A 25,902-nucleotide genomic window follows, 5' to 3' on the forward strand; every position below is an offset into this window, starting at 1 on the left:
CTCGACGGGGTGTCATCGGCACCGGGAGGTCAGTGGAACCGGTTCTGTGCCGGTTCGAGTCCCTCGGTGAGCAGCGCCTCGACGGCGTCGGCCGCGACCTCGAGCGAGACGTCGAGCTCCTTGCGCTCGGCCCCGCTCCACCGCTTCAGGACGTAGTCCGCCGGGTCCTGGCGGCCGGGCGGGCGGCCGATGCCGAAGCGGACCCGCAGGTAGTCCTTGGTGCCGAGGGACTTCGAGATCGAGCGCAGGCCGTTGTGGCCGCCCTCGCCGCCGCCGCGCTTGAGCCGGACGACGCCGAACTCGAGGTCGAGGTCGTCGTGCACCACGACCAGGTCCTCGGTCGGCACGGAGAAGAAGCGCAGGGCGTTCGTCACCGGGCCGCCGGAGAGGTTCATGTAGCCACGCGGCTTGACCAGGACCGCCCTGCGCCCGACCAGGCGGCCCTCGGCGACGTCCGCGCCGGACTTGCGGTGCGCGGAGAAGCGGCCGCCGACGCGCCCGGCGAGCACGTCGGCGACCGCGAACCCCACGTTGTGCCGGGTGCCGTCGTACTCGGCCCCCGGGTTGCCCAACCCGGCGACGAGCACCGGGCCCGCCGGACCCGTCGTCGGGAAGGACATCAGCTCTCGTCGGAGGTCTCGTCGGAGGTCGCGCCCTCGGTGGCCTCGGCGGACGCACCGGACTCCGAGTCCTCGGCGGCCTCGTCCTCGGGGGCGTCCTCCTCGACACCGGCACCCTCGGTGTCGAGCTCCTCCTCCATGGCGTCCTCGGTCGGCGCCTCGGTGACGTTCACGACGAGGAGCTCGGGGTCGGAGAGCAGCGTGGAGCCGTCGGGCAGGCGGATGTCGCCGGCGAGGAACTGCGTGCCGATCTCGGCGTCCTCGATGACGACCGAGATCTCCTCGGGGATGTTCAGCGCGTCGGCCTCGATGGACAGCGTGTCCTCGTTCTGGAACACGAGGGTGCCCGCGCCGGCCTCGCCGACCGTGACGACGCGGACGTCGACGGTGACCTTCTCGCCGCGACGGACGACCACGAGGTCGACGTGCTCGATGTAGCCCTTGATCGGGTCGCGCACGACGCTCTTGGTCAGCGCGAGCTGCTCCTTGCCGACCCCGGTCACGGTGAGGACGGCGTTGCGGCCGTTCTCGCGCATGACGGCGGCGAACTCGACGGTGTCGAAGGAGAGGTGCACCGGGTCGGTGCCGTGCCCGTAGAGGACGGCGGGGACCCGACCCGACCGGCGGGTGCGGCGCGCGGCGCCCTTGCCGAACTCGGTGCGGTTCTCGGCGGCGATCTTGACGTCGGCCATGGCTTCTCGTAGCTCCTGCGATGGTGCGGCACGGCGGACGACGCCGGGCACCACGGCGGATCACGCCGGGATGCTCACCGCGTCGATCACGGCCGGGTGGTCCCGGCCCTCGCCGAAGTGGATCGGGAACAGTCTACGGGTGGGTCAGGCGTTGCCGTCGAAGAGGTTCGTGACCGACCCGTCCTCGAACACCTCGCGCACCGCGCGGGCGATCAGCGGGGCGATCGAGAGCACCGTGAGGCCCGGGAACCGCTTCTCGTCCGGGATCGGCAGGGTGTTGGTGACGATCACCTCGCGGGCCCCGCAGCTGGAGAGCCGCTCGACGGCGGGTCCGGAGAGCACGCCGTGGGTGGCGGCGATGACGACGTCGGAGGCACCGTCGGCGAGCAGGGCCTCGGTGGCCTTCGCGATCGTGCCGCCGGTGTCGATCATGTCGTCGACGAGGATGCAGCAGCGCCCCTCGACGTCACCCACGACCCGGTTCGCGACGACCTCGTTCGGACGGGTCTTGTCGCGGCTCTTGTGGATGAACGCCAGCGGGACGCCACCCATGGTGTCGGCCCACTTCTCCGCGACCCGCACGCGGCCGGAGTCGGGCGCGACGACCGCGAGGTCCTCGCCCGAGTAGGCGTCGCGCAGGTGCTCGGCCAGGACCTTGTTGGCCAGCAGGTGGTCGACCGGTCCGTCGAAGAAGCCCTGGATCTGGTCCGTGTGCAGGTCGATCGTCATGATCCGGTCCGCACCCGCGGTCTTGAGCAGGTCGGCCACCAGACGCGCCGAGATGGGCTCGCGGCCGCGGTGCTTCTTGTCCTGACGCGCGTAGCCGTAGAACGGCACGACCGCGGTGATCCGCTTGGCCGACGCCCGCTTCAGCGCGTCGATCATGATCAGCTGCTCCATGAGCCACTGGTTGATCGGCTGAGTGTGGCTCTGCAGCACGAACGCGTCGCAGCCGCGCACGGACTCCTCGAAGCGGACGAAGATCTCGCCGTTGGCGAAGTCGTACGCCGACTGCGGGGTGATCGTGACGTCGAGCTCCTTCGCGACCTCCTCGGCGAGCTCCGGGTGGGCCCGCCCCGAGAAGAGCATGAGGTTCTTCTTCGGGGTCGACGACACTGCGCTCACGTCTACTGCTCCTCCTGGTCACGGCGGTCGGGCGCCGATGCCGACCCGCCCGGTCCCCCTGCGGACGGATCCGCCTGCGTCCGGCCCGCGGCCTCGGCCGCCGCCGTGCCGGGACGCCTGCGTTCCACCCAGCCCTCGATCGTCCGTTGCGGTCCCGACGACACCGCGAGGGCGCCCGCGGGGACGTCTCCGCGGACCACGGTGCCCGCCCCCGTGTACGCGCCGTCACCGATGCTGACGGGCGCCACGAAGGTGTTGTCGCTGCCGGTCCGGACGTGGTCGCCCACCACGCTACGGTGCTTGGCCACCCCGTCGTAGTTGACGAAGACGCTGGACGCGCCGATGTTGCTGCCCTCGCCGATCGTCGCGTCGCCGACGTAGGTCAGGTGCGGCACCTTGGAGCCGCGCCCGATGCTGGAGTTCTTGACCTCGACGAAGGTCCCGATCTTGCCCCGCTCGGCCAGCTCCACGCCGGGGCGCAGGTAGGCGAACGGGCCCACGGAGGTCTCCGGCCCGACCGTCGAGTTGCTCCCGTGCGTGCGCACGACGGAGGCCCGGGCCCCGACCGTGACGTCGGTGAGCGTGGTGTCCGGGCCGACGGTGGCGCCCTCGGCGACCACCGTCGTGCCGTGCAGCTGGGTGCCGGGCAGCAGGGTGACGTCGCGCTCGAGCCGGACGCCGACGTCGACCCACGTCGTGTGCGGGTCGATCACGGTGACCCCGGCGCGCATCGCCCGCTCGACCACGCGGCGGTTGAGCTCCGCGCCGAGCGCCGCGAGCTGCACCCGGTCGTTCACCCCGGCCACCAGCCACGGGTCCTCGAGCTCCACCGCGCCCACTCCGAGGCCGTCGCGGTGCGCCGTGGCGACGACGTCGGTGAGGTAGAGCTCGCCCTGGGCGTTGTCGGTGCCGAGCTCGGCGAGTGCGGCGCGCAGCACCTCCAGGTCGAACGCGTACACCCCGGAGTTGACCTCGGTGATCGCGAGCTGGTCGAGCGAGGCGTCGGCCTGCTCGACGATCGCCGTCACGCCGCCCTTCTCGTCGCGCACCACGCGGCCGTAGCCGGTCGGGTCCTCCATCTCGGCGGTGAGCAGCGTGACCGCGTGGCCGGCGTCGTCGTGCTCGGCGACCAGGGCGCGCAGCGTCGACGCGTCGAGCAGCGGGACGTCGCCGTAGGAGACCAGGACGGTGCCGGAGGCGGACGCGGGGAGGGCGTCGACGCCGCAGGCCACGGCGTGCCCGGTGCCCCGGCGCCGGTCCTGCACCGCGGTCCGGACGTCCCGCCCGAGCTCGGCGCCGACCTGCGCGCAGTGCGTGCCGACCTCCTCGCGCCCGTGCCCGACCACGACGACGAGGTGCTCGGGCGCGGCGCCCGCGGCGGCGTGCAGCGCGTGCCCGAGGAGGCTGCGACCGCCGACCGGGTGCAGGACCTTCGGCGTGGCCGACCGCATGCGGGTGCCCTCACCCGCGGCGAGGACGACGACCGCGGTGGGGGTCGGCGGCATCGGCTCTCGGCTCCTGTGGGGGCGGCGGGGTGCTGGTCGACGGGCACGGTGCCCGGGCACCGGCTCCTGGATTCTCCCACCCGGCGCGCGTCCGGGGACCCACGGGGTCGGCGCTGCGCCGTCGACCGATCAGCCGCCGACGACCAGCCCGTCCGCGGGCGTGTCCGTGCTCTCGTCGAGGATCACCGCGTTCCCGCCGCCCCGCTTGGCCTCGTACATCGCGCGGTCCGCGCGGGCGAGCAGGGTCCCCGGGGTGATCCCGGAGTGCACGGTGCCCGCGACCCCGACCGACAGCGAGACCTGCGACCCGTCCCCGACCGGCACGTCGGCGACCGCGCGGGCGGCCCGCTCGAGGGCGGCCCGCGCGTCGGACTCCGAGCTCCCGGGGAGGACGACGACGAACTCGTCGCCGCCGTAGCGGGCCACGAGGTCGTCCGCGCGCAGACAGCGCCGCAGGGTCTCGGCGACCAGACGCAGCACCTCGTCGCCGCGTGCGTGCGAGACCCGGTCGTTGATCGTCTTGAACCGGTCGACGTCGACCATCGCGATCGCGAGCGCCGAACCGGCCCGGCTGGCGACCGTGGTCAGGTGGTCGGCGAGGGTGTCGTCGAGCGCACGCCGGTTCGGCAGCCCGGTCAGGGGGTCCGTCCGGGCCTGGGCGGCGACCTCGCCGTGCTCGCGGCGAAGCTGCTCGTGGGCGATGCGGGTCCGCAGCGAGAGGACCCGCGCCTGCTGCAGCGTCCACAGCTCGCGCTCGAGGTCGGCGGTGTAGTCCCGCAGCGCCCGGCGACCGGGCACACCGCCGAGGTGGTCGGTCGCGACGTGCACGAGTTCCCGGCTCACGGCGAGCGCGAGGCCGGGCTCGCCGCGCGGCCGCCGGTCGCGCACCGCGGCGAGGCCGGCCGCGGCCTCGTCGGGGCGTCCGGCGAGCACGAGGGACCGGGCGCGGGCGAGCGCCACGAGCAGGTGGTCGGACAGCCCGGCGCACGACCGGTCGGCGGGACCGAGGGCCTCGACGTCCCCGCGGGCGCGGGCCGCGGCCTCCGCAGGCGTCCGGAGCCGGGGGCCGGTGTGCCGCACGAGCGTGACGACCGCGCGCAGCGCCCGCCGGTGCTCGGGGCCGAGCAGGGCCGGCTCGGCGTGGAGGGCCCCGGCGCGGTGGCCGGCCTCCTCGAGCAGCGGTGCCCCGTCGCGTCCGGCGCGCTGCAGCCGCAGGCCCCAGGCGGCCAGGACCCGGATGAGCTCGTGCTCGCAGCGCGCCGCGGCGATCAGGTCGCCGTCGTCCTCGGCGATCACCCGGGCCCGCGTGAGCAGCGGCTGGGCGTTCTCGTGCAGACCGAGGGCGGCGAGCGTCGAGGCGACCAGACGGTAGGTGTCCTGCAGGTTCCCGCGGTGCTCGCGGGCGGTGGGCGCGTGGTCGACGGCGGACTGCTCGTCCAGGCTCGTGAGCGCGCGGGTCGCCGCCGCCAGCGCGGACTCCTCGTCGTCGGCGAGCAGGGCGCGGCGGGCCAGCAGCGCCTCGGCGTCCACCGCGAACAACGTCAGCCCGTGTTCGGACACCACGGCGACCAGCTCGTCGAGGGTCCGCTCCGCCGCGTCGGTGTCGACGGGGGAGGGTCCGCCGTCGTCGAGGGTGCCGGACCCCGTCGGGCTGGGGTCGTCGCCGCCGCCGCGGACGGCGAGCAGGGCGGCCGCGGTCTCGCGCAGGAGCACCGCCCGCGTGGCCGGGTCCCGTCGCCGGCTGCTCCGCACGAGATCGACGAGGGTCGCGATGTCGGTCCCGCGGCCGGGGTGCGGGACCCGGGCGGCCCGGGCGCCCACGGCGCGCGCATGGGCGATCACGCTCTCCCGTGGGGCGTGTTCGGGCCGCGCGAGCGCGCCCGCGAGGACCGCACCCGCCGGGGAGGGGCGGTCACGACCGTCCGTCCGTGTCACCCGCACCCCCTGGACCCCCACCGGCGTTACCCCTCCGGGCTCCGCCGACCGTCCGGTCACGGAGCGCAGAGGAGTCGTCGCGCGTCGTCACCCCGGATTCTGCACATGCGGACGCCGACGGCTCCCGCCGGGTCCGGGACACGAGCAGAGAGGGGTCGAGCGTTGGCGAACGGTCGTACCGAGGTCGGTGATCGGCTGATCCCGGGGAGCGCCCGCCGGGCCGTCGCCCTCGTCGTCGGGACCGGCATCGTGGTCGTCGGTGCGCTCGCGGTCCACGCCGCGGGCCGGGACGGGCCCGGCCGGACCGACCGCGCGCTCGCCGCGCTCGTCCCGATGCACCACGGACCCGCGGCCGTCGTGGGCGACGCGCTCGGCGCGCTCGGGGATCCCGTCCCGGTCGCGCTGCTGCTCCTGCTCGGTTCCGCCGCGGCCTGGCGGACCCGGGGCGGGCGCGGACTCGCGCTGGTCCTGGTGGCCCCGCCCGCGGCGATGGTGACCACCTCGCTCGTCCTCAAGCCCATCGTCGGCCGCACGCGCGGCGGGGAGCTGGCCTTCCCCAGCGGACACACCACCGCTGTCGCCGCGCTCGCGGGGGTCGCGGCCGTGCTCGTCCTCTCCGCGGTTCAGCTCGCGCGCCGCACCCGGGCGACCGCGGTGACGGCGCTCGGCCTGCTGGTGGTGGCCGTCGGGGTGAGCCTGGTCGGCCGCGACGTGCACGACCCGAGCGACGTGCTGGGGGCCCTCGGGGTCGTGGCGGCCGTCGTGCCCCTCGCCGCGCTCGCCGTGGACGCCTTCGCCGATCTCGCCGAGCCCGAGCACACGCCCGACGACGAGATCACCCGGCGGCTGCCCGCCCTGCGCTGATCCCCACGTCGGTCCGGTCGTCAGGCCTGGGCGGCGGACCGCTCGTGCGCCCCGGACGGCAGGCGGCGCCGCAGGGTGACCACCGTGCCCGGTTCGCCGCGGTCCACGCTGGTCTCGGCGAGACGCTCCATCATCGCGAGGCCCCGGCCCCGCGAGCTGGGTCCCGACGGTGGCTCGCGCCACTGGCCGTGGTCGGTGACCACCACCGCGACCGTGCCGTCGCGCAGCTCCGCCCGCAGCGACATCGCGCCGGGCTCCCCCCGGGCGGCGTAGGCGTGGTCGACGACGTTCTCGAGCGCCTCGCTGGTCGCGAGGACCAGGTCGTCGGCCAGGTCGGCCAGCTCGTCCTCGGTGCCCGGGTCGGGCCCGGCGGAGTCCAGGGCCTCGCCGAGCCACCGGCGCAGCGCACGGCGGAAGGCGCCGACCTGCGGCGGCGCGGCCTCGGCGGTCAGGTCGAGGTCGGGCGGGGCCTGCGAGGACACTGAGCTCTCGACTCCCGAGGGGCACGGAGTGACGGAGTGACCCCGTCTACTACCCCGGCCCGTCGGTGGGGAAACCGCGGTCCGCTCACGTGCCCGTCGTCCGCACGCGCTGCTCCACGGGCAGGTAGCCGGTGCGGTCGTCGAGCGGGGTCCGCACGTCGTAGCGGCACTCGTCGTGGACCACCGCCGGCCCCCACACCCACAGTCGCGGCGCCTCGCGCGGCGCGAGGCCCACGACGCGCACGGTGCCGTCGGCGTCCGGGGTGACCGCGCGGGCGCAGACGGGGCAGCGGGTGGCGGAGGCCCCGGTCAGGCGGGCGGGCGTGCTCATCGGCGACTGCTCCCGGCGCGGCTCGGCGCCCCCCGACGGCGGGCGTGACCCGATCAGGTTGCCCGCGACCGATCGGCGAGGCAAGAGCCCGTCCGGTCGGACGGCCGTGCGCCGGGGTCAGGCCCCGGCGGCCCGCTGCTCCTGCAGGGTGGTCGCGGCGCGGAGCCGCTCCGCGAGCTCGTCGAGCCGGCCGCGCAGGTCGGCGAGCTCGGGGGCGCTCATCCCGGTCGCGCGCTCGACGTCGCGCTGGACGAGCCGGGCCCGGTCGTAGAGCTCGCGGCCCTCCTCGGTGCAGGCGATCTCCAGCGTGCGCTCGTCCTCCGGGCGCCGACGGCGGGTCACCCGGCCCTGCTTCTCCAGGCGCTTGAGCAGGGGCGAGAGGGTGCCCGAGTCGAGGTGCAGCTGCTCGCAGAGGAACCCCATGGACACGGCCTCGTACTGCCAGAGCACCAACATCACGGCGTACTGGCTGTAGGTCAGCCCGAGGGCGTCGAGGCCCTGGCGGTAGCAGGCGGTCATCGCCCGGGAGGCGGAGTGCAGTGCGAAGCACAGCTGCCCGTCGATCGTGAACGGTTGCGTGCCCGTCCCAGCCTCGGCCGTCGTCATCCCACCAGGGTAAACGCAGTCGGGCCGATCCGGGGCGCGCTCACGGTCCGAATCCGTCCGGAAACGGAAGGTCACCGTTCGGGCAACAGTCCTGCCCTCTCGAGGATGCCGAACAGATCCGTCGTCAGCTCGAGGGTGCCCATCTCCGCGCGGGTGAACCACGCGGCGTCCGCGGCGTCGTCCCCCGCACGCAGCTCCCCGCCGACGGCGGTGGCGACGAAGTCGTGGATCTCGAAGACCACACCGTCCGGCCCCGGTCGCTCGAGGACGAGCCACTCGCCGCCGACCTCCACGACGATCCCGGTCTCCTCGGCCACCTCGCGGGCCGCGGCGGCAGCGGGCGACTCGCCGGCCTCGACGCGTCCGCCCGGGAGCGTCCACCGGCCCGCCTGGGGCGGGCGGCCGCGCCGCACCAGCAGGAGGCGCCCCTCGGCGTCGCGGACCACCGCGCCGGCCGCGGGCACGCGGCGCCGTTCCACGGCGCCACCTCCTCGTCGTCCTCGCCCGGCGCGTGGCGTACCGCTCCGCCGCCTGGATTCGAACCAGGATCATCGGAACCAAAATCCGAGGTGTTGCCCTTACACCACGGCGGACCGGGCCCACGCCGTCGGGCCCGGTCCCATGGTGACACGCCCCTCACCCGGGCTCCGGCGGGACGCCGCCGCCGTCGTCGTGCCCCATCCGTGACCTCACGTGACGTCATCGTTGCGTCACGCGCCGTCAGTGGACCGGGGGACCGTCGTCCGAGGAGCGTGACCAACACCACCGTCAGCCGTCCGGGCCCCCAGCAGCGGCGTCGGCGCCGCGCCCACCGGGCGCTCGTCGTCATCGCCGTGATCGCGGTCGCGGTCGTCGTCGCCGTCCTCGCGGTCGGCACGCACGTCGTCGGCCGCACCGTGCGCTACCCGGACGTCTTCGGGCCGATCCCGGAGAGCTCGCGCCCGGCGCCCGCCCCGGACGGCGCGCAGACCTACCTGCTCGTCGGCACCGACGGCGGGTCGCCGACCCGTGCGTTCCTCGGCAGCCCGATCGCGGGGCGGACCATCCAGGTGGTGCGCGTGGCGCCCGACCGCGCGAGCGCCCAGGTGATCGGGATCAGCGCCGACTCCCTCGCCCCCGTCCCCGGGCGGGGTCCGGGGCCGCTGGGGTCGGCCCTCGTGAGCGGGGGGCCGACCGGGCTCGTGCAGGCCGTGGAGGGGCTGACGGGCGTCCGCGTGGACCACTTCGCGACCGTCGACTTCCCCGGCTTCCGCAGCCTGGTCGACCGGTTCGGCGGGATCGACGTCGGCGTCGCCGCCCCCACCACCGGCGGCGCGCCCCTGGTCCACCTCGACGGGGCGCAGGCCCTGGCCTACCTCCGGGTGGCCGACGAGCCCGGCAACGAGGCGAGCCGCGTGGCCCGGGAGCAGAACGTGCTGCGCGGCCTGCTCACCGGCGCCGCCCACGCGAGCCCGTTCGCGCTCCCGGGCACGATCGTCGACCTCTCGGGGTCCGTCGGCTTCGACGACAGCATGGGTGTCTGGTCGATCCTGCGGCTCGGGACGGACATCGCGACGATGCGCGGCGACACGATCACCTTCGTCACCGCGCCGATCGCGGCCGCGGGCGCACCGGGCGACCAGGGCCGTCCGACGCAGCTCCTCGCGCCGTCCGCGACGGATCTGTTCGCGGCGCTGCGCGACGGGCGGGTGGGCGACTGGCTCGCGCAGAACGGGCCGTCGCAGGCGGTCACGGCGCCGCGCTGACCCGTGACCGCGGGCGGCCCCGGTCGTTGATCCCCGTCAGGAACCGGCCGGTCCCGGCATGACCTGTTTCACGCCCGGGATCGGCGCGCAACCCGCCCGGCGCACGCGCGTCCTTCGTGGTGGAGGACCCGATCCGCCTGCCGAGGGCGGACGCCGTGCGAAGGAGGTGGGCGGGTGGACGAGGCACGAGGGACGCGTCCCGATCACCCGTCCGACCTCCCACACCACCGCACGGGCGACGAGCGACGTCGGGCGACGGGCACGCGGTCGGTGGGCCGCGTCCCGGCGCTCAGAACAGGGGCGAACGCGTGAGCGGTACCGAGCTCGACGGTCGGACCGATCCGGGTGACACCGGGGAGATCCCGGCGGGACCGAAGACGCAGCGGAGCGGAGCTCGACCCGCGGGACCGGAGACGCAGCGGAGCGGAGCTCGACCCGTAGGCACCGTCGGGGCGACGGCCTCGCCGACGGCGGCCGGGGAGGCGACGCCGGCACCCGAGCCGTTCGTCGACCCGGACCCGACGGCACCGGGCTTCATCCGCATCTGGGACGACGAGGCCCCCGGTCAGCCGGGCAGCGTCGCCACCGCCACGAGCTGGCAGTCGAAGTTCGCGCTGTCGGTCGCCGCGAGCGACCTGCTGGTGCTCGCGATCTGCGCGGCGCTGGGCGCCCTGGCGAACTTCGGTGCGGGCACCGGCTCCTCGGGCACGAACCCGTGGGTCCTCGCCGGGGTCTGCATGGTGCTCGTGCCGATGGCGATCGGCGCGGCACGCGCGTGGGACCCCCGGGTCCTCGGTCAGGGCTCGGAGGAGTGGAGCCGGCTGATGCGCGCGTACGTCAGCGCGGCGATCATCCTGGCGCTGGCCGGACTCGTGCTCGAGCGCACCGGCGTGCGGCCGTGGGTCTTCGGGATCCTGCCGGTCGCGGGCCTGCTGTCCATGGCCGGCCGCTACACCCTGCGCCGCTGGCTGCACCAGGCGCGCAAGCGCGGCCGCGGGTTGCTGCCGGTCCTCGCGATCGGCACCGAGGAGTCCGTCCGCGACCTGATCGAGCGCACCCGCCGGGTCGCGCACATCGGCTGGGTCGTCACCGGTGCCTGCACCCCGACCGGACTGGGTGAGGAGGGGCAGGGCCACGTCGCCGGGGTCCCGGTGATCGGCGACCTGGACTCGCTGCCCTCCTCCGTGCGCACCGGCCGCTTCGGCGTCGTCGCGGTCGCCCAGACCCCCGGCTGGAGCCCGAAGCGGCTGCACCGCCTCGCCTGGGACCTCGAGGGCACCGGTTCCGAGCTCGTCGTGGACCCCGGTCTGATGGAGGTCGCCGGACCCCGCCTGCACGTCGCCCCGGTGGACGGGCTGCCGCTGCTGCGCCTCACCGAGCCGCGCCTCTCGGGCGTCCCGCGGATCGGCAAGCTGCTCTTCGACCGCGCCGCGTCGACCGCGCTCGTGCTGGCCCTCGCGCCCGTCTTCCTGCTCATCGCGCTGTTCGTCAAGCTCGACGGCGGCCCGGTGTTCTACCGGCAGACGCGCGTCGGGCTGCGCGGCCGGACGTTCCGGATGGTCAAGTTCCGCTCGATGGTCCCGGACGCGGACCGGTTGCGTGCCCAGGTCGTCGCGGGCGGTAACGACGGGTCGGGCCCGCTGTTCAAGCTCCGCCGCGACCCCCGGGTGACGCGCATCGGCTCGATGCTGCGCCGCTACTCTCTGGACGAGCTCCCGCAGCTGTTCAACGTCGTCGGGGGCTCGATGTCGCTGGTCGGGCCCCGCCCGCCGCTGCCCGGAGAGGTCGACGCCTACTCCGACGCCGCCAAGCGCAAGTTCCTGGTGCGGCCGGGCATGACGGGTCTGTGGCAGGTCAGCGGCCGATCCGATCTGTCGTGGGAGGAGTCGGTCCGGTTGGACCTGCGCTACGTGGAGAACTGGTCGCCCGCCATGGACCTGGTCATCCTGTGGAAGACGGTCTCGGCCGTCTTCCGGGGTGACGGGGCCTACTGACACGGGCCTGGGATTCTGGACGAGATGACTGCCGCCCCCGCACTGTCCTGTCGCCTCTGCGGGTCGACGGAGCTGGAGAGCTTCGTCGACCTCGGGGCCACGCCCCCCTGTGAGCTCTTCCTGACGGCGGAGGCGCTCGAGGCCCCCGAGCCGACGTTCCCGCTGCACCCCCGGGTGTGCCGGAACTGCCTGCTGGTGCAGCTGCCCCCGCTGATCGACCCGGACGAGACGTTCACCGAGTACGCGTACTACTCGTCGTTCTCGACGTCGTGGGTGGAGCACGCACGCCGCTTCGTCACCGCCGCGACCGCACGGGCCGGGCTGACGTCCGACTCGCTCGTGGTCGAGGCCGCGTCCAACGACGGCTACCTGCTCCAGCACGTCGTCGCGGACGGGATGCGCGCGGTCGGCGTGGAGCCGAGCGTGAACGTCGGCCAGGCCGCCCGGGACAAGGGCGTCCCGACCGTCACCGCGTTCCTCTCCCCGGAGACCGGCGCGGCCGTGCGGGCCGAGCACGGGCCGGCCGCGCTCGTCGTCGCGAACAACGTGTACGCGCACATCCCCGACGTCGTGGGCTTCACGAAGGGCCTGCGCGCGATGGTGGCCGACGACGGCTGGGTGTCGATCGAGGTGCAGCACCTGCTGACCCTCGTGGCCCTGCGCCAGTTCGACACGATCTACCACGAGCACTTCCAGTACTACACGGTCGGCACGGCGATCCGGGCGCTCGCGTCCGGCGGCCTCGACCTCGTCGACGTCGAGCTGGTCCCCACCCACGGCGGGTCCATCCGGCTGTGGGCGCGCCCCAGCGAGCTCGCGGAGCCGGCCTCACCCGCCGTCGCGCAGGTCCTGGCCGAGGAGGCGAAGGCGGGGCTGGACACCGTCGAGGGCCACGCCGGGTTCGCCCGCGAGGTCTCGCGCATCCGGAACGACCTGATGCGCTTCCTGATCGACGCCGCCGACGCCGGCAAGACCGTCGTCGGCTACGGGGCGCCGGGCAAGGGCAACACGCTGCTGAACTACTGCGGCATCCGTCCCGACCTGCTCGGCTACACCGTGGACCGGAACCCGTACAAGCACGGGCGGTACACGCCCGGCACGCGGATCCCGATCCACCCGCCGGAACGCATCGACGCCGACCGGCCCGACTACGTGCTCGTGCTGCCGTGGAACCTCCGCGACGAGATCACGGCCCAGCTGGCGCCGGTCGCGGACTGGGGCGGCAAGCTCGTGTTCCCGATCCCGACCCTCGAGGTCGTGGAGCCCGGCAGCACCTCTGCCTGAGTCGACGGAGAAGGAAGTAACTGCAGTGAAGGTCGTCCTGTTCTGCGGCGGATTCGGCATGCGGATGCGGGATGGGGACTCCGACGTCCCCAAGCCGATGCAGATGGTCGGTCCGCGCCCGCTGATCTGGCACGTGATGCGCTACTACGCCCACTTCGGGCACAAGGAGTTCATCCTGTGCCTGGGCTATGGCTCGCACCACATCAAGGACTACTTCCTCAACTACCGCGAGACGGAGTCGAACGACTTCGTCCTGCGGGAGGGCTCGATCGAGCTCGGGGGCTCCGACATCGCGGACTGGACGATCCACTTCGTCCACACCGGCCTCGAGTCGCCCATCGGTGAGCGGCTGCGGCGGGTGCGCCACCTCGTCGACGGCGACGAGATGTTCCTCGCGAACTACGCGGACGTCCTCACCGATGCGCCGCTGGACCAGATGGTCAAGCGGTTCTCGGACTCGGACGCCGAGGCGGCGCTGCTCGCCGTGCTGCCGCAGGCGGTGTTCCACATCGTGGAGTCCGGTGAGGACGACCGCATCACCTCGATCCACCCGGTCACCGACATGGGCGTGCGGGAGAACGGCGGCTACTTCGTCCTGCGGCCGTCGGTCATCGACCGCATCCCGGAGAACGGCGACCTGGTCGGCGACGCCTGTACCGCGCTGGCGGCCGAGGGGAAGCTGATGGGCTACCCGTACGAGGGCTTCTGGCTCCCGGCGGACACGCTCAAGGAACGCAACCAGCTCGAGGCCTCCTACCGCGCGGGCACCCGGCCCTGGATGCTCTGGGAGAAGGAGCCGGACATGACGCCGCTGGAGAGCCTCGTGACCCAGGAGCTGCAGACCTGATGCGTCGCCTGGTCCCGGACGGGCTCGACGAGCTGGTGCTGCTCGGCGCGCACTGCGACGATATCGCGATCGGGGCGGGCGGCACGGTCCTGACGATCTGCCGGGCCCGGCCCGGCATCCGGGTCCGCGCGCTCGTGCTGTCCGGGGCCGGCACCGACCGGGAGGCCGAGGAGCGCAAGGCGCTCGACGCGTTCTGCCCGGCCGCCGACCTCGAGGTCACGGTGCTCGACCTGCCCGACGGCCGGCTGCCGCACCACTGGCAGTGGGCCAAGGAGGCCCTGGAGTCCTTCCGGCGGTCCTGCGAGCCCGACCTCGTGCTCTGCGGGCACCGCGCCGACGACCACCAGGACCACCGCGAGCTCGCCCGGCTCGTCCCCACGGTGTTCCGGGACCACCTCGCGCTCGGCTACGAGATCCTCAAGGCCGAGCCGGACCTCGCCCAGCCCCCGCTGCTGTGGCCGCTGTCGCAGGAGGCGGTGGACGACAAGATCCGCCTGCTGCACGAGCACTACCCCTCGCAGACCGGCCGGACCTGGTTCGACGACGAGGCGTTCCGCGGTCTCGCGCGGATCCGCGGCGTCCAGGCCGGTGTCCGCTACGCCGAGGGGTTCCACCCCACCCGCCTGCTGGTGGGTGTCTGACCGTCATCGATCGGAGCTGTCCACCGTGCGCGTCCTCCTGACCGGCCACCAGGGCTACCTGGGCACCCTCGCCGCCCCCATGCTCGCCGCGGCGGGCCACGAGGTGACGGGGCTGGACTCCGGCCTGTACGCCGACTCGATCCTGGGCGAGCTCGAGCAGCCCGACCCGCCGGCGCTCGCCGTCGACCTGCGCGACGTGACCGTCGAGCAGCTGCAGGGTTTCGACGCCGTCATCCACCTCGCGGCGCTGTCCAACGACCCGCTCGGGTCGCTCGCCCCGCAGCACACCTACGACATCAACCACCACGCCTCCACGCGGCTGGCGCGGCTGGCCAAGGAGGCCGGCGTCGGCCGCTTCGTCTACGCGTCGACCTGCTCGGTGTACGGCGCGTCCGGCACCGACGACGTGCTCGACGAGGAGGCGCGGATGAACCCCGTGACCCCCTACGCGGAGTCCAAGGTGCGCGTCGAGGCCGACCTGGTGGACCTGGCGTCGGAGGAGTTCGTGCCGGTGTCGATGCGCAACGCGACCGCGTTCGGGTTCTCCCCGCGGCTGCGCGCCGACATCGTGCTGAACAACCTGGTGGGGCACGCCGTGCTCTCCGGGCGGATCCTCGTGATGAGCGACGGCACGCCGTGGCGCCCGCTGTGCCACGGCCGCGACATCGTCTCCGCAGCGATCGCGGCGATGGAGGCCCCGGCCGACGTCGTGCGGGCCCAGGCCTTCAACGTCGGCCGCACCGACAACAACGTGCAGGTCCGTGACATCGCCGAGGCCGTCAAGGTCGCCGTGCCCGAGGCCGAGCTGATCGTCACCGGCGAGACCGGCGGCGACCCGCGCTCCTACCGCGTCGACTTCACCAAGATCGAGAAGACGTTGCCGGAGTTCCGCTGCGCCTGGTCGGTCGCCGACGGTGCCGCGGAGCTGCTGCGCGAGTACCGCGCCCGCGGGCTCACCCAGGAGACGTTCGACCTGCGCTTCACCCGGCTCGCCGTGCTGCACGCCCGGCGGGAGGCCGGGACGCTGGACGAGACCCTGCGCCCCGTCTGAGGACCTCTCACAGGCTCGCGAGCAGGTCCTTCCACGAGCCGGCCGTGCGGTCGCGCTCCGAGATCGCGGTGACCTCGACCGGCCAGGAGATGGCCAGGTCGGGGTCGTCGTGGGCCACCCCGAGGTCCTCGCCGGGCGCGTGCGGCCGGTCGATCCGGTAGCAGACGTCCGCGTCGGTGATCGCCTGGAAGCCGTGCAGCAGGCCGGCGGGGACGTAGAGGTGGTGGAAGTCGACGTCGTCGAGCCGGAAGGACGCGACGGTGCCGAACGTCGGCGACTCCCGGCGCGCGTCGACGAGGACGTCGTGCACCGCGCCATGGGCCACGCGGACCAGCTTCGCCTCGCCGGCGCCGCGGCGGCCGTGCATCCCGCGGATCGTCCCCGCCCGCGACCGCGACTGGCTGTCCTGGGCCAGCGCTCCCAGGTCGACCCCGTGCTCCGCCCCGATCGCCGCGTCGAACGTGCGGGTGAACAGCCCGCGGTCGTCCCGGTGCGGGGTCGGGACGAACACCAGGACACCCTCGATCGTGCTCGTGCGAACCTCCATGCCCGTCAGCCTCCCAGGAGGCACCGACCCGTCGTCAGGAAGGACCCCATGACCCGCGAGGTCTCCGAGCCAGTGACCTGCCGCTGGTGCGGCTCCACCGAGGGCACGCTCGTGCTCGACCTCGGCGACCAGCCCGCCGCCGACCACTTCCCGGCCGCGGACGACCCCGGCCCCGACCCGGTGCACCCGCTGCGGATGTGGCAGTGCGCGCAGTGCGGCCTGGCGAACCTCGCCGAGGACCCCACCACCCCCGAGGAGCCCCGCGGCGCCGAGCCGCAGGCGATGGTCGACCAGGCGCGGGACGCGGTCGCCCGGGTCCAGGCGGCGGGCCTGCTGGCCGGACCGGACGGCGCTCCGCGGCGCACGGTCACCGAGTTCGGCAGCCCCCACGGCGGGTCGTGGCTGGACCTCCTCGACGCCGTGGGGCTCGCCCCGCTGCCCGAGGGGGAGGGCGCGGACCTCGTCATCGACTGCTTCGGCCTCATGCACGACGCCGACCAGGCCGCCGGCCTGGAGCGGCGCGCGGCCGCGGTGGCCCCGGAGGGCACGCTGCTGCTGCAGTTCCACACGCTCGCCGCGATCGTCGCCGACGGCGGTTGGAACGCCCTGCGGCACGGGCACTTCGCCTACTACTCCACCCCGGTGCTGGTGCGGATGCTCGCGGCGATCGGGTTCGAGACGACCCACGCCTTCCGGTTCGACCTGTACGGGGGCACGGTGCTGCTCGCCGCGCGGCGAACGGGCGTCGCGGGGCCGACGGACCTCCCGTCGGTCGAGACGCTCGTGGAGGCCGAGCTCGCGGCCGGGGTGCTCGACCCGCGGGTGGTCGGGGGCCTCGAGGCCGCGACGGCGGCGAGTGCGGACGCCCTCGCCGAGCACCTGGCCGCCCAGCGCGGCAGCGGCCGTGCGGTGCTCGGGTACGCGGCCGCGTCGCGCGCGGTGCCGCTGCTCAACCGCGCCCGGATCGGGCCGGACCTGCTGCCCGCCGTGGCCGACGGCTCGCCCGGCAAGCAGGGGCGCCGGTTCCCCGGGGTCGGCGTCCCGATCGTCGGGGTGGACGAGGTCGCCCGCCGGCGCCCGGACGAGGTGGTCCTGTTCGTCACCGACCTGCTCGAGGAGATGCGGGGGCGCCTCCCGGAGGTCGAGGCCGCGGGCGGGCGGTGGGTGGTCGTGGACCCGGTCGTCCGCGTCACGGAACCACACCCGTAGGTGAGACCCAGGTCACCGTCGGGGCACCCGCCGGACCGGCGCGGCGTCTTGCGGGGAGCGGGCCGGGATCGGCCCGGGACACCGGCGGGTGACGAGACCGTCGGGGGTCCGCCCTAGACTCCCCGGGCGGGAGTGGCCGACGGAGCGGGGCCGGGCGTCCGGGGAGGGCGCGTCGAGCCGTGTGACGGAAACCGTACGGCCGGCCGCAGACGATCGAAGGATGGGACGCGACGGATGACGGCAGTCGAGGCCCCTCGGGCCCCGGGCCCCCCGCCCGGGCAGCGGGTCCCGCCGCAGCAGGGCGGTGCCCCACCCGGACGGCGCCGGACTCCCCATCTGCGCGTGGCGGCCGCCGTCGTGATCCTGACGACGCTGATCGCCGGCGGTGCCACCTTCGCGGGGGTCTTCGCCTCGACCGGTCGCTGGCAGAGCACCGCCGAGGTCGTCTTCAACAGCTCGATGCCCAACGACGAGAACATCGCGCGGGGCTCGCGGTACGTCCAGGACCGCCTCACGACGTGGGAGGCGCTCGGCGGCAGCGAGGCGGTCGCCCGGCGCGCCACCGAGATCGGGGCGCGCCCCGGCGCGACGCCGTTCGACCCGACGCGCGTCTCCGTCACCTCGAAGCACCTCACCGCCACCGAGATCCTCGAGGTCACGGCCACCTCGGACGACTCGGGGACCGTCTCGGCCGACGCGGGGACCGCGGCGCAGGCGCTCGCCGACGTCGTGGTCGCCAGCGAGCGCTATCCCGGGTCGACGAACTCCAAGGTCACCGCGCGGGTGGTGAGCGGGGGCGGGCCGGCCGTGGACCACGGCGTCCAGGTCGCCCGGTGGTGGGGGATCCTCGGAGCGGTCGCCGGGTTCGTCGTCTCGCTGCTGGCCTGCTCGCTGCTCCGGCCCGGTCGCTGGTCCCGGGATCTCGCCCCGTTCACGATCCGCTCCCGTCGCCGCATGGTCGAGCTGAACCAGGCGGTGATGCACGAGGCGCTGCGGGACCTGGTCGTCAACGGTCTCCGCTCGCCGCCGGGCAAGATCGCCGTGGGAGTCGCGGCCGTCTCCGTCGCGGGCTACGGGATCACCGGCCTCGCCGTGTTCCCCCTGATCCCCGTGCTCGCCGCCGCGGTGTGGACGTGGAAGAAGGCCGATCCGCGCTGGTCGTCGGCCGCGCTGCTGTTCACCGGCATCGGCGTGTTCCCGGAGAAGGTCGACCTGGTCAAGCTCGGGCCGGTCACGCCCACCGTGCTCGAGGTGGCGCTGCTCCTCGCGTTCGTGCTGCTGCTCCGTGGCCGCGGCATCGCCCGGTCGCCCCGGCCGGTGTTCACCTGGCCGGTGATCGGGATCCTGGTCGCCGCGACGGTCGGCGGCGTCGCCGCCCTGGCCGTCGGCGGCGAGTTCAGCCTCATGATCGACAACTACCGGGCGCTGCTCATGGTGGCCGCGTTCTTCCCGGTGTACTTCGCCTTCGCCCGCCGGCCCCACCAGCTCATCGCGGTGCTGCTCTCGATCGCGGGCGTCTGCAGCTCGATCGTGCTCGTCGCGGCGGCGGCGGGCTGGTCGCGCCTGCTGGTCGACGAGCGCAACTCCATCATCACCGGCTCGGACACCTCGGACGTCTCCCGGCTGTCCGGCCCGTCGCTCGACATGTGGGCGCCGCTGCTGATCCTGCTGCTCTCGGCGCTCATGCCGCGCAAGCCCCGGTGGCTGTGGGTCGGGCTGGTGCTGATCGGCATCGCCCACGAGGCCGCCAGCTTCAACCGGTCGACGTGGGCGCCGCTGATCCTCCTGGTGGTCGCGGTCGCGGCCGTCACCCACGGCCCCAAGGGCCTGGTGCGCCGGGCCGCCGTGCTCGTCGTCGTCGGGGCGATCGGGCTCAGCCTCGCCCTGACCGGGCTGGCGGGCGGCCAGGCGAAGGCGATCGCGCTGCGCGCGACGAGCGTCGTCACCGGGCAGGCCTACGGGGAGGACAGCCTCCCGGACCGGTTGCGGGAGAACGCGGCCGCGTACGCGACGCTCGAACGCCAACCCTGGGTCGGGGTCGGCGTGGGCCAGTACTACGGCGGTGAGCTGCCGCAGTACGACAACGACCTGAGCCGTCCGTACGTCGACCCGCGCCCGTACATCCACAACCAGTACCTGCGCATCTGGCTGTACATGGGCGTCCTGGGGCTGTTCGCCTACGCCTTCGCCGGGACGCGCATCCTCTCGGCGACCCTGTTGTCCTGGCGACGACGATCTCCCGGCGCGCCCATGGTGGTCGTCGTCGGGATGGGTCTGGCCTGCCTCGCGGCCCAGTCCAGCCTGCAGACCATGCTCGTCGACCGACCGGCGATCATCACCACGGTCGCGTTGATGGCGGCGCTGTCCGCCTTCGCCTCGTGGTCGCCGTGGCCCGTCCGCCGCCCCGCCCCGCGCCGACCCGGCGCCCCTGTGGGGAGTGCACCGATGCGCCCCGTGCCGGGTCCACCGCGACGGCCTGCGGCCCCCGCAGGCACCATGGAGGAGTGAGCTCACCGATGACCGTGACGTCAGCGCTGCGCAAGGCGTGGTGGGTGCTCGTGCTCGGGGCGGTGCTCGGCGCCGTCGTGGGGCTCGTCGTCGACCTCCGGGTCTCGGGACAGGGGTACACCTCGTCGTCCCAGGTCCTGATCTCCGGCGGCGGGGGCCAGGATCCGGACGAGATCTACACGGCGAACCAGTACGTCAACCAGCGGATGTCGACGTACGCGGAGTTCGTGACGAGCGACCAGGTGCTCGGCCCGGCCGCCCAGCAGCTCGGGATCGCCGAGCCGGACCTCGCGTCCCGCGTCACCGCGAACGCCGGCAGCGAGACGACGGTGCTCACGATCGACGTCCAGGGCGCCAGCCCGGACGACGCGGTCCGCTCCGCGCGGGCCGTCACCGAGTCGTTCACCCAGGCGGTCGGGGTGTTGGAGTCCCCGGCGCCGGGTCAGCCGCCGCGCATCACGACCGACGTGACGGGCGACCCGTCGACCCCGACCCAGAGCCAGTCGAGCTCCGTGCTCCGGGTCGCCGGAGGTGCGATCGCGGGTCTGGTCCTGGTGCTGATCGGTGTGGTCCTCTACGGCTCGCAGTTCGTGCGTCGCACCGGCAGCAGGGTCTACGCCTGGATCTCCTCGGACCCCGACGGTGCGCGCCCCCTGATGGGGCCGCCGACGGGGGCCAACCCGGCCGTCGGCCCGCCGCCGGGCTACTTCCCGCCCCCGGGGCGCCCGCTCCCGCCGCCCCCACGGCCCGCGGCGACGCAGGTCCCCGGTCCGGCCGTCGACCCGACGCCCACGACCCCGGTCTCCGCGGCCATGCTCGCCGAGGCCCGGGCCGCCGGCGGCCTCGGCTCGTCCGAGGCCACCCAGCGGGTGCAGGGACGCGAATCCGAGGCCGGTTCGCCGGCGGCGTCGTCGGCGCCCGGCTCCGGTGACGCGGGCGGCAAGGCCGCCGGTCCGGCCGCGGCAGGCGCTGCGGGTGCTGCTGCCGGAGCGTCGGCCGCCTCGGGCCCGGCGTCGGCGGGCCCCGCGTCGAGTGGCCCGCAGGGCGGTACCAAGCCGGCACCGTCCCCCGGGGCCACGAACGGACGCCCCGGGCCCGGTGCCTCGTCGCCGAGCGGCCCGCAGGCGAAGCCGACACCCGGCGGCGCGGGGGCCGCGGTCAAGCCGTCCCCCGGTGCGCCGGCGAAGCCGTCCCCGGGCGGCCCGAACAGCGCGGCGCCGGGTGCGGCCGCGGCGGCCGCCGCCGGTGCGGCCGCGGGTGCGGCCGCCTCCCGGGGCCAGGGGCCCTCGGGCGGCTCCACCGCCGGCGGTCAGAAGCCCGCGGGCCAACAGAGCGGTGCGGCGGCGGGCCAGAAGCCCGGCCAGACCTCCACTCCGAGCCCGGGGAGCCAGGGGCAGGGCGGCCAGAGCAAGCCCGGCCCCGGTCAGGCAGGTCCGGGTGGTCAGAACAAGCCCGGTCCCGGCCCGGCGGGCCAGAAGAAGCCCGGTCCGGGCCAGACCGGTCAGCAGGGCTCCGGGCAGGGGCAGCAGGCTCCGCAGGGCAAGCCGGGTCCCGGCCCGGCCGCCCAGCAGGCCTCGGGCGGTCCGGCCCCCTCGGGTCCGGGGCAGCAGGGACAGCCGAGTCAGGGCAAGGGTCCCGGACAGCCGGGCCAGCAGAACTCCGGTCCGGCCAAGCCCGGTCCGGGGCAGAGCGGCCAGCAGGCGTCCGGGCAGGGCGGTCAGGGAGGACAGGCGGCGCAGGGCCAGGGTCCGTCGTCGCAGGGTCCGTCGTCCCAGGGGCCGCAGTCCCAGGGGCCGCAGTCCCAGGGCCCGACGCCGAAGTCGGCGGCCGCGTCCCCGACGCCGAACGGGGCCGGTGCGTCGAACGGTGCCGCACCGTCCGGCCAGAACGGCCAGGCGAAGCCGGCTCCGGGTGCGACCGGAGCGAACGGCGCGGCTGCCGGTGGGTCGAAGGCGACCACGAACGGCGCCGCGGCGAACGGTTCCGGCCCGAAGCCCGGGTCGCCCGCCGACGCGCCGACCACCACGGTCGGGGCGGCCCGCTCGTCGTCCTCACCGACGCCGCGGCGACCCTCGCCCGGGAAGCCGGTGTCGATCAAGCCCAAGGGATCGTCGTCGACCCCGACCGTCGCGTCGGGCGGGCACACACCGCCGGCGCGGAACGGTGGTCTCGACGCCGACACCGTGGCCGTCGACATGCGGCGCAAGGGTGGGCCGAGCCCCACGCCGCGGCCGCGCGCCAACGGGACGCCGAATCGCGTCGGTTCCGCGGCCTCGAGCGACACCGACCGAGGTGGCTCCCGCGACAGCTGATCGCACCCCGACGAAGGCCCGGCAGCGGACTCCGCTGCCGGGCCGTCGTCGTCTCCGGCGTCCGCGAGTGCGACGTGGTGCAGGTTCTGTGGCGCGTTGACCTGCGTTGCGTCGCACTGGCGGGCGGGTCGGTGTCCGAGCCGGCGGCGGGTTCTGCGAGTGCGACGTCGTGCAGAGTCCGTTGCGAGACGCACACGGGCGGCGGAGTTCGCCCAGCGAGGGCGGTCTGTTGCGCGACGCACACGCCTGCGTTGGTCGGCCCCGGAGCCGATGACCGTTGCGTGGCGCAACGCGGCGGTGGGACCGGGCGAACTCGGCCGGCCGTGTGCGCGCCGCAACGGGGCCGTCGGGATCGACGAACTCGGCCGGCCGTCTGCGCGCCGCAACGGTGTCGTGGCGCGGGCCACGGGGTGATACCGGCGGGTCCGCGAGTGCGACGTGGTGCAGGTTCTGCGGGGCGTCGACCTGTGTGGTGTCGCTCTCGTGAGCGGGCCCGAGGGCTCAGGCCGCGGCGCGACGACCGGAGACGCGCCAGAACACCCGGCCCCAGGACTCGGCCGCACGGTCGGCGGCGAAGTGGGCGAGGTAGTGCTCCCGGGCGGAGGCACCGAGGGCGGCGGCGGTCGTCGGGTTCGCGAGGCGCCCGAACGTCGCGGTGAGGCCGGCGACGTCGTCGACCCCGAGCGGCGGCAGGGAGGGCGGGCAGAACTCGGGGAGACCGCCGGAGTCCGACACGATCGTCGGGATGCCGAGCTGCATCGAGAGGACCTGGACGCCGCTCTGGGTCGCCAGCCGGTAGTGCGCCAACGAGCCCTTGGCGCGGGCGAGGTCGGGGAGGACGTCGGCGTAGGCGAAGTGCTCGCGGCGCCACTCGACGTGCTCGGGCAGCGTCACCGACTCGAGCGGCCCGTTGCCGAGCAGCAGCAGGCGGTCGCCCCGGAAGTCCGCCGACGCGACGTGCGCGGCCCAGGCCTCCAGGGCGACACCGACGTTCTTGTACGGCGACATGCGCCCGAGCAGCACGAAGTCCCGCCGCTCGACCGACGGCACGGGCGGGAGCGCGGACTCGGGGACGTCGGAGGTCAGCGGCACGACGTCGACCCGGCGCCCGAACCGCGCCGAGAGCACCGCGGCCACGTGGGCGCTGGGGGCGACGACGGCGGCCGCCGAGCGCGTCTGGTGGTCGAGGACGGCGCGGCGGTGCCACGGCCGTTCCTCGGTGGCGTCGTGCGGGCGGTCGTCGTGGACGACCTGGACGAGCGGCGCCAGACGGGTCATCGGCAGCCAGCGCGGGTCGTGCATGAGCTCGGAGACCACGACGTCGGGCCGGAACCGCCGGGCCTCCGCCGTCACCCGGGCGAGCGCGGGGACCGTGCGCGGGTCCTTGATCGAGGGGTCGAGCACGCGCTCGTCGGCGCGCGCGGCGACCTTCTCGTAGTGCTGGTCGGTGGTCACGACGAGGCACTCGTGTCCGGCCGCGGACAGCGCGTCGACCTGCACGCGCGTGAGCGTGCGCAGCCACGGCGAGAGCCAGAGGACCCTCACAGCACGTCCGCCGGCTCGGACGGGGCACCCGGGATCGGGCGCTCGAGCAGGCGCCCGAACGCCCGCTGGTAGGCGTCGGCCATGGCGGCGTCGGTGTAGTGCGCCAGCGCGCGCTCCCGGCCGGCCTCGCCGAGGGCGGCCAGGCCGTCACGGTCGTCCAGCGCGGTCGTCAGGGCGGCCGCCCAGGACTCGACGGTCGCGGGGGAGACCACGACACCGGCCGCCCCGTGGTCGAGCATCTCGGGCACGGTGCCGCTGGCGGACGCCATGACCGGCACCCCGCGCGTCATCGCCTCCACCATCACCAGCGGGAACGCCTCGAAGTCGCTCGGCACGCAGAGCACGTCGGTCTCGGCGAACGCCGCGGCGGGCCCCGAGACCTGCCCCCACCATCGCACCCGGTCGCGCAGGGCGGCGGGGGTCCGCGGCTCGAGGGCCGCGCGGTCCGGGCCGTCGCCGAAGATGTCGAGGGTCCAGTCGTCGCGGCCGAGCGACTCGAGCGCGCGGATCAGCAGCAGCGGGTTCTTGTACTCGAGGATGCGGGTCAGCATCGCGAGGCGCAGCGGGCCCGTGCGGGCCCGGAAGGTCAGCGGGTCGGCGGCCGGGATCCCGTTCGGGGCGGCCATGACGAGGTCGGTGAGCCGCTGGTGGCGGGTCAGGTCCGCGTGGTGCTGCGCGGAGAGCACCAGCAGCCCGTCCGCGCCGCGCAGGGCGGCGGCGACCGTGCTGGAGTAGGTGGGCCGGTCGAGCCGGGCCGGGTCGTGCGTGGCGGGCATCCACCGGCGGCGTTGTCCGGCGGCCCGGCCCAGCGCCCGCCAGGCCCGCGCGAAGGCGACCTCGGTGTTGGTGACCCCACCCACCACGATCGCGTCGTCGCCCGCGACCTCCACCGTCGGCTGCCACCACGGCACGAACGCGAGGCGCACCCGCGGGTCGAGCTCGGCGGTGTAGAGCCCCAGCCCCTGCAGGCACACCAGTGTCACGGGGTGCCCCCGGTCGACGAGGGCGTTGGCCAGCAGGACCCGCTGGCGCTCGGCCCCGCCGAGGGTGAGCTGGTTGGTGGTGACGACGATGCCCGGCCGCCCGGCCGCGCGCTCGGTCTGGGCGACTCGACGACGACGGCGGTCCGACCGCTTGGAGCGCTGGACGCGGTCGAGCACGGCGGAACCGAGCGAGAACACCGTCCCCGGGCCGCGGTTGCCGGCGTTGCCGAGCGCCATCACCTGCGCGGCGCGCAGCAGGTCGTCGCCGCGCTGCGAGGCCAGCGGGTCGTCGGTCTGGGTCCCGGCGGCGGTGTGGCGGACCTGCGGGCCGTCGTCGTCGACCAGGTGGAGCGTCCAGCCCGCCCGACGGGCCGCCGGCTGCCACGTCGCGTCCTCGCCGTAGACGAAGAACCGCTCGTCGAAGGGCCCGAGCGCGTTCCAGGCGTCGCGGGCGACGAACAGGCAGCAGCCCGCCATGTAGCCGTCGACGTCGTGCGGGGCCGAGGGGTAGAGGTCCGAGAGCCAGGACAGGCGGGGGTGTTCCCGCAGCCGCTTCGCGTAGCCCGCGGCGTTGAGCAGGTTGCGCAGCACGCTCTGCTCGCGGTGGGCGACGTCCCAGGGCAGCTCCCGCCCCTCCGGGTCGAGCACCGGCGGGGACACCGCCGCGACCCGTGGCCGCGCGATCGCCGCGCGGGCCGCCGTCAGCGGGCCGATCAGCTCAGCGTCGGGGTTCAGGTGGAGCATGTCCGCGTCCGGGCACTGCGCCGCGAGGCGGTTCATCGCCGCGATGTAGCCGAGGTTGCTCTCGCAGAACGTCCAGCGGACGTCCGGGTACGCCGCCGCCAGCTCGCGCACCTGCGGTGAGCCCGAGGACGCGTTGTCCCAGACGTACGTGGTCGCGTCGGGCAGGTGCTTCTCGACGCTGCGCAGCGCGCGGTCCAGCAGGTCGGCCCGCCGGTAGGACACGATCAGGACCGCCAGCTCACGCACCGCCACGACGTGCCGTCTCCTTCGCCGTCCACCACGATCCGGACACCGCGATCGTGGCACGGCGCCCGGAGTGACCCGGGCCCGCC

General features: G+C 74.8%; 22 protein-coding genes and 1 tRNA gene. 10 read left to right on the forward strand and 13 right to left on the reverse strand.

Translation table 11 applies throughout. The features are described 5' to 3' along the window. Positions 1-29 precede the first annotated feature (29 nt). The 5 genes from pth to QRT03_RS06775 form a co-directional block, all read right to left on the reverse strand. The gene (gene pth, locus QRT03_RS06755) at positions 30-620 is read right to left on the reverse strand and encodes an aminoacyl-tRNA hydrolase (RefSeq protein WP_286051736.1); all 591 of its coding nucleotides are present in this window, start codon (positions 618-620) and stop codon (positions 30-32) included. Beyond that, on the reverse strand, positions 620-1,312 hold the full coding sequence (locus tag QRT03_RS06760) for a 50S ribosomal protein L25/general stress protein Ctc (RefSeq protein WP_286051737.1): 693 nt from the start codon (positions 1,310-1,312) through the stop codon (positions 620-622). The genes pth and QRT03_RS06760 overlap by 1 nt, the downstream gene beginning before the upstream one ends. Positions 1,313-1,456: 144 nt before the next feature. After that, positions 1,457-2,437, reverse strand: coding sequence for a ribose-phosphate diphosphokinase (locus QRT03_RS06765; RefSeq protein WP_286051738.1), 981 nt, complete (start codon positions 2,435-2,437; stop codon positions 1,457-1,459). A 2-nt stretch (positions 2,438-2,439) separates the two neighbouring features. After that, positions 2,440-3,942 (reverse strand): bifunctional UDP-N-acetylglucosamine diphosphorylase/glucosamine-1-phosphate N-acetyltransferase GlmU, encoded by a 1,503-nt coding sequence (gene glmU / locus QRT03_RS06770; RefSeq protein WP_286051739.1) that lies wholly within the window; start codon positions 3,940-3,942, stop codon positions 2,440-2,442. Between the two features lie 129 nt (positions 3,943-4,071). Next, positions 4,072-5,877 carry a diguanylate cyclase domain-containing protein gene (locus QRT03_RS06775; protein ID WP_286051740.1) on the reverse strand — a complete coding sequence of 602 codons (1,806 nt, stop codon included), beginning with the start codon at positions 5,875-5,877 and terminating at the stop codon, positions 4,072-4,074. Between the two features lie 162 nt (positions 5,878-6,039). Here QRT03_RS06775 and QRT03_RS06780 point away from each other — a divergent pair, with 162 nt between their 5' ends. Continuing rightward, a complete protein-coding gene (locus QRT03_RS06780) occupies positions 6,040-6,741 on the forward strand; it encodes a phosphatase PAP2 family protein (RefSeq protein ID WP_286051741.1) in 702 nt (233 codons plus the stop codon). 20 nt (positions 6,742-6,761) lie between these two features. Here QRT03_RS06780 and QRT03_RS06785 read toward each other — a convergent pair whose 3' ends face one another. The 5 genes from QRT03_RS06785 to QRT03_RS06805 all read right to left on the reverse strand — a co-directional run bounded on the left by QRT03_RS06785 (position 6,762) and on the right by QRT03_RS06805 (position 8,753). Further along, a complete protein-coding gene (locus QRT03_RS06785; protein WP_286051742.1) occupies positions 6,762-7,223 on the reverse strand; it encodes an ATP-binding protein in 462 nt (153 codons plus the stop codon). A gap of 85 nt (positions 7,224-7,308) precedes the next feature. After that, a complete protein-coding gene (locus QRT03_RS06790; RefSeq protein WP_286051743.1) occupies positions 7,309-7,554 on the reverse strand; it encodes a hypothetical protein in 246 nt (81 codons plus the stop codon). A gap of 117 nt (positions 7,555-7,671) precedes the next feature. Beyond that, positions 7,672-8,160, reverse strand: a complete 489-nt coding sequence (locus QRT03_RS06795) for a MarR family winged helix-turn-helix transcriptional regulator (RefSeq protein ID WP_286051744.1) — start codon at positions 8,158-8,160, stop codon at positions 7,672-7,674. Positions 8,161-8,231: 71 nt separating this feature from the next. Further along, positions 8,232-8,639, reverse strand: coding sequence for an NUDIX domain-containing protein (locus QRT03_RS06800; protein WP_286051745.1), 408 nt, complete (start codon positions 8,637-8,639; stop codon positions 8,232-8,234). A gap of 43 nt (positions 8,640-8,682) precedes the next feature. Then, positions 8,683-8,753: transfer RNA gene (locus QRT03_RS06805), tRNA-Gln, on the reverse strand. Between the two features lie 159 nt (positions 8,754-8,912). Here QRT03_RS06805 and QRT03_RS06810 point away from each other — a divergent pair. From QRT03_RS06810 to QRT03_RS06835, 6 genes are all read left to right on the forward strand, one after another. After that, on the forward strand, positions 8,913-9,905 hold the full coding sequence (locus QRT03_RS06810; protein ID WP_286051747.1) for an LCP family protein: 993 nt from the start codon (positions 8,913-8,915) through the stop codon (positions 9,903-9,905). A 308-nt stretch (positions 9,906-10,213) separates the two neighbouring features. Then, the gene (locus tag QRT03_RS06815) at positions 10,214-11,899 is read left to right on the forward strand and encodes a sugar transferase (RefSeq protein WP_286051748.1); all 1,686 of its coding nucleotides are present in this window, start codon (positions 10,214-10,216) and stop codon (positions 11,897-11,899) included. Between the two features lie 24 nt (positions 11,900-11,923). Then, entirely contained in the window at positions 11,924-13,183 is a 1,260-nt protein-coding gene (locus QRT03_RS06820) for a class I SAM-dependent methyltransferase (RefSeq protein WP_286051749.1), read from the forward strand. A gap of 25 nt (positions 13,184-13,208) precedes the next feature. Next, positions 13,209-14,030 (forward strand): sugar phosphate nucleotidyltransferase, encoded by an 822-nt coding sequence (locus QRT03_RS06825; protein WP_286051750.1) that lies wholly within the window; start codon positions 13,209-13,211, stop codon positions 14,028-14,030. Beyond that, positions 14,030-14,671, forward strand: coding sequence for a PIG-L deacetylase family protein (locus QRT03_RS06830; protein ID WP_286051751.1), 642 nt, complete (start codon positions 14,030-14,032; stop codon positions 14,669-14,671). The genes QRT03_RS06825 and QRT03_RS06830 overlap by 1 nt, the downstream gene beginning before the upstream one ends. A gap of 25 nt (positions 14,672-14,696) precedes the next feature. Beyond that, on the forward strand, positions 14,697-15,722 hold the full coding sequence (locus QRT03_RS06835; protein ID WP_286051752.1) for an NAD-dependent epimerase/dehydratase family protein: 1,026 nt from the start codon (positions 14,697-14,699) through the stop codon (positions 15,720-15,722). A 7-nt stretch (positions 15,723-15,729) separates the two neighbouring features. Here the strand turns inward: QRT03_RS06835 and QRT03_RS06840 are convergent, their stop codons facing one another. Further along, complete coding sequence (locus QRT03_RS06840; protein ID WP_286051753.1) at positions 15,730-16,269, reverse strand: dTDP-4-dehydrorhamnose 3,5-epimerase family protein; 540 nt, start codon at positions 16,267-16,269, stop codon at positions 15,730-15,732. Between the two features lie 48 nt (positions 16,270-16,317). Between QRT03_RS06840 and QRT03_RS06845 the strand changes: the two genes are divergently transcribed. From QRT03_RS06845 to QRT03_RS06855, 3 genes are all read left to right on the forward strand, one after another. Then, positions 16,318-17,478, forward strand: a complete 1,161-nt coding sequence (locus QRT03_RS06845) for a class I SAM-dependent methyltransferase (RefSeq protein ID WP_286051754.1) — start codon at positions 16,318-16,320, stop codon at positions 17,476-17,478. A gap of 342 nt (positions 17,479-17,820) precedes the next feature. After that, entirely contained in the window at positions 17,821-19,986 is a 2,166-nt protein-coding gene (locus QRT03_RS06850; RefSeq protein ID WP_286051756.1) for an O-antigen ligase family protein, read from the forward strand. Between the two features lie 8 nt (positions 19,987-19,994). After that, positions 19,995-22,298, forward strand: coding sequence for a YveK family protein (locus tag QRT03_RS06855; RefSeq protein ID WP_286051759.1), 2,304 nt, complete (start codon positions 19,995-19,997; stop codon positions 22,296-22,298). 501 nt (positions 22,299-22,799) lie between these two features. Here the strand turns inward: QRT03_RS06855 and QRT03_RS06860 are convergent. Continuing rightward, positions 22,800-23,843 (reverse strand): glycosyltransferase family 4 protein, encoded by a 1,044-nt coding sequence (locus QRT03_RS06860; protein WP_286051760.1) that lies wholly within the window; start codon positions 23,841-23,843, stop codon positions 22,800-22,802. Then, positions 23,840-25,822, reverse strand: a complete 1,983-nt coding sequence (locus QRT03_RS06865; protein ID WP_286051761.1) for a glycosyltransferase — start codon at positions 25,820-25,822, stop codon at positions 23,840-23,842. The genes QRT03_RS06860 and QRT03_RS06865 overlap by 4 nt, the downstream gene beginning before the upstream one ends. Positions 25,823-25,902 lie beyond the last annotated feature (80 nt).

The organism is Actinomycetospora termitidis, assembly GCF_030286555.1.
In the GTDB taxonomy this organism is placed as follows: Bacteria; Actinomycetota; Actinomycetes; order Mycobacteriales; family Pseudonocardiaceae; genus Actinomycetospora; species Actinomycetospora termitidis.

Bases quoted from the DNA above. Each gene is read 5' to 3' on its own strand.
- pth (WP_286051736.1), bottom strand. From the start codon at position 620: ATGTCCTTCCCGACGACGGGTCCGGCGGGCCCGGTGCTCGTCGCCGGG.
- QRT03_RS06760 (WP_286051737.1), bottom strand. From the start codon at position 1,312: ATGGCCGACGTCAAGATCGCCGCCGAGAACCGCACCGAGTTCGGCAAG.
- glmU (WP_286051739.1), bottom strand. From the start codon at position 3,942: ATGCCGCCGACCCCCACCGCGGTCGTCGTCCTCGCCGCGGGTGAGGGC.
- QRT03_RS06790 (WP_286051743.1), bottom strand. From the start codon at position 7,554: ATGAGCACGCCCGCCCGCCTGACCGGGGCCTCCGCCACCCGCTGCCCC.
- QRT03_RS06795 (WP_286051744.1), bottom strand. From the start codon at position 8,160: ATGACGACGGCCGAGGCTGGGACGGGCACGCAACCGTTCACGATCGAC.
- QRT03_RS06820 (WP_286051749.1), top strand. From the start codon at position 11,924: ATGACTGCCGCCCCCGCACTGTCCTGTCGCCTCTGCGGGTCGACGGAG.
- QRT03_RS06830 (WP_286051751.1), top strand. From the start codon at position 14,030: ATGCGTCGCCTGGTCCCGGACGGGCTCGACGAGCTGGTGCTGCTCGGC.
- QRT03_RS06840 (WP_286051753.1), bottom strand. From the start codon at position 16,269: ATGGAGGTTCGCACGAGCACGATCGAGGGTGTCCTGGTGTTCGTCCCG.
- QRT03_RS06845 (WP_286051754.1), top strand. From the start codon at position 16,318: ATGACCCGCGAGGTCTCCGAGCCAGTGACCTGCCGCTGGTGCGGCTCC.
- QRT03_RS06855 (WP_286051759.1), top strand. From the start codon at position 19,995: ATGACCGTGACGTCAGCGCTGCGCAAGGCGTGGTGGGTGCTCGTGCTC.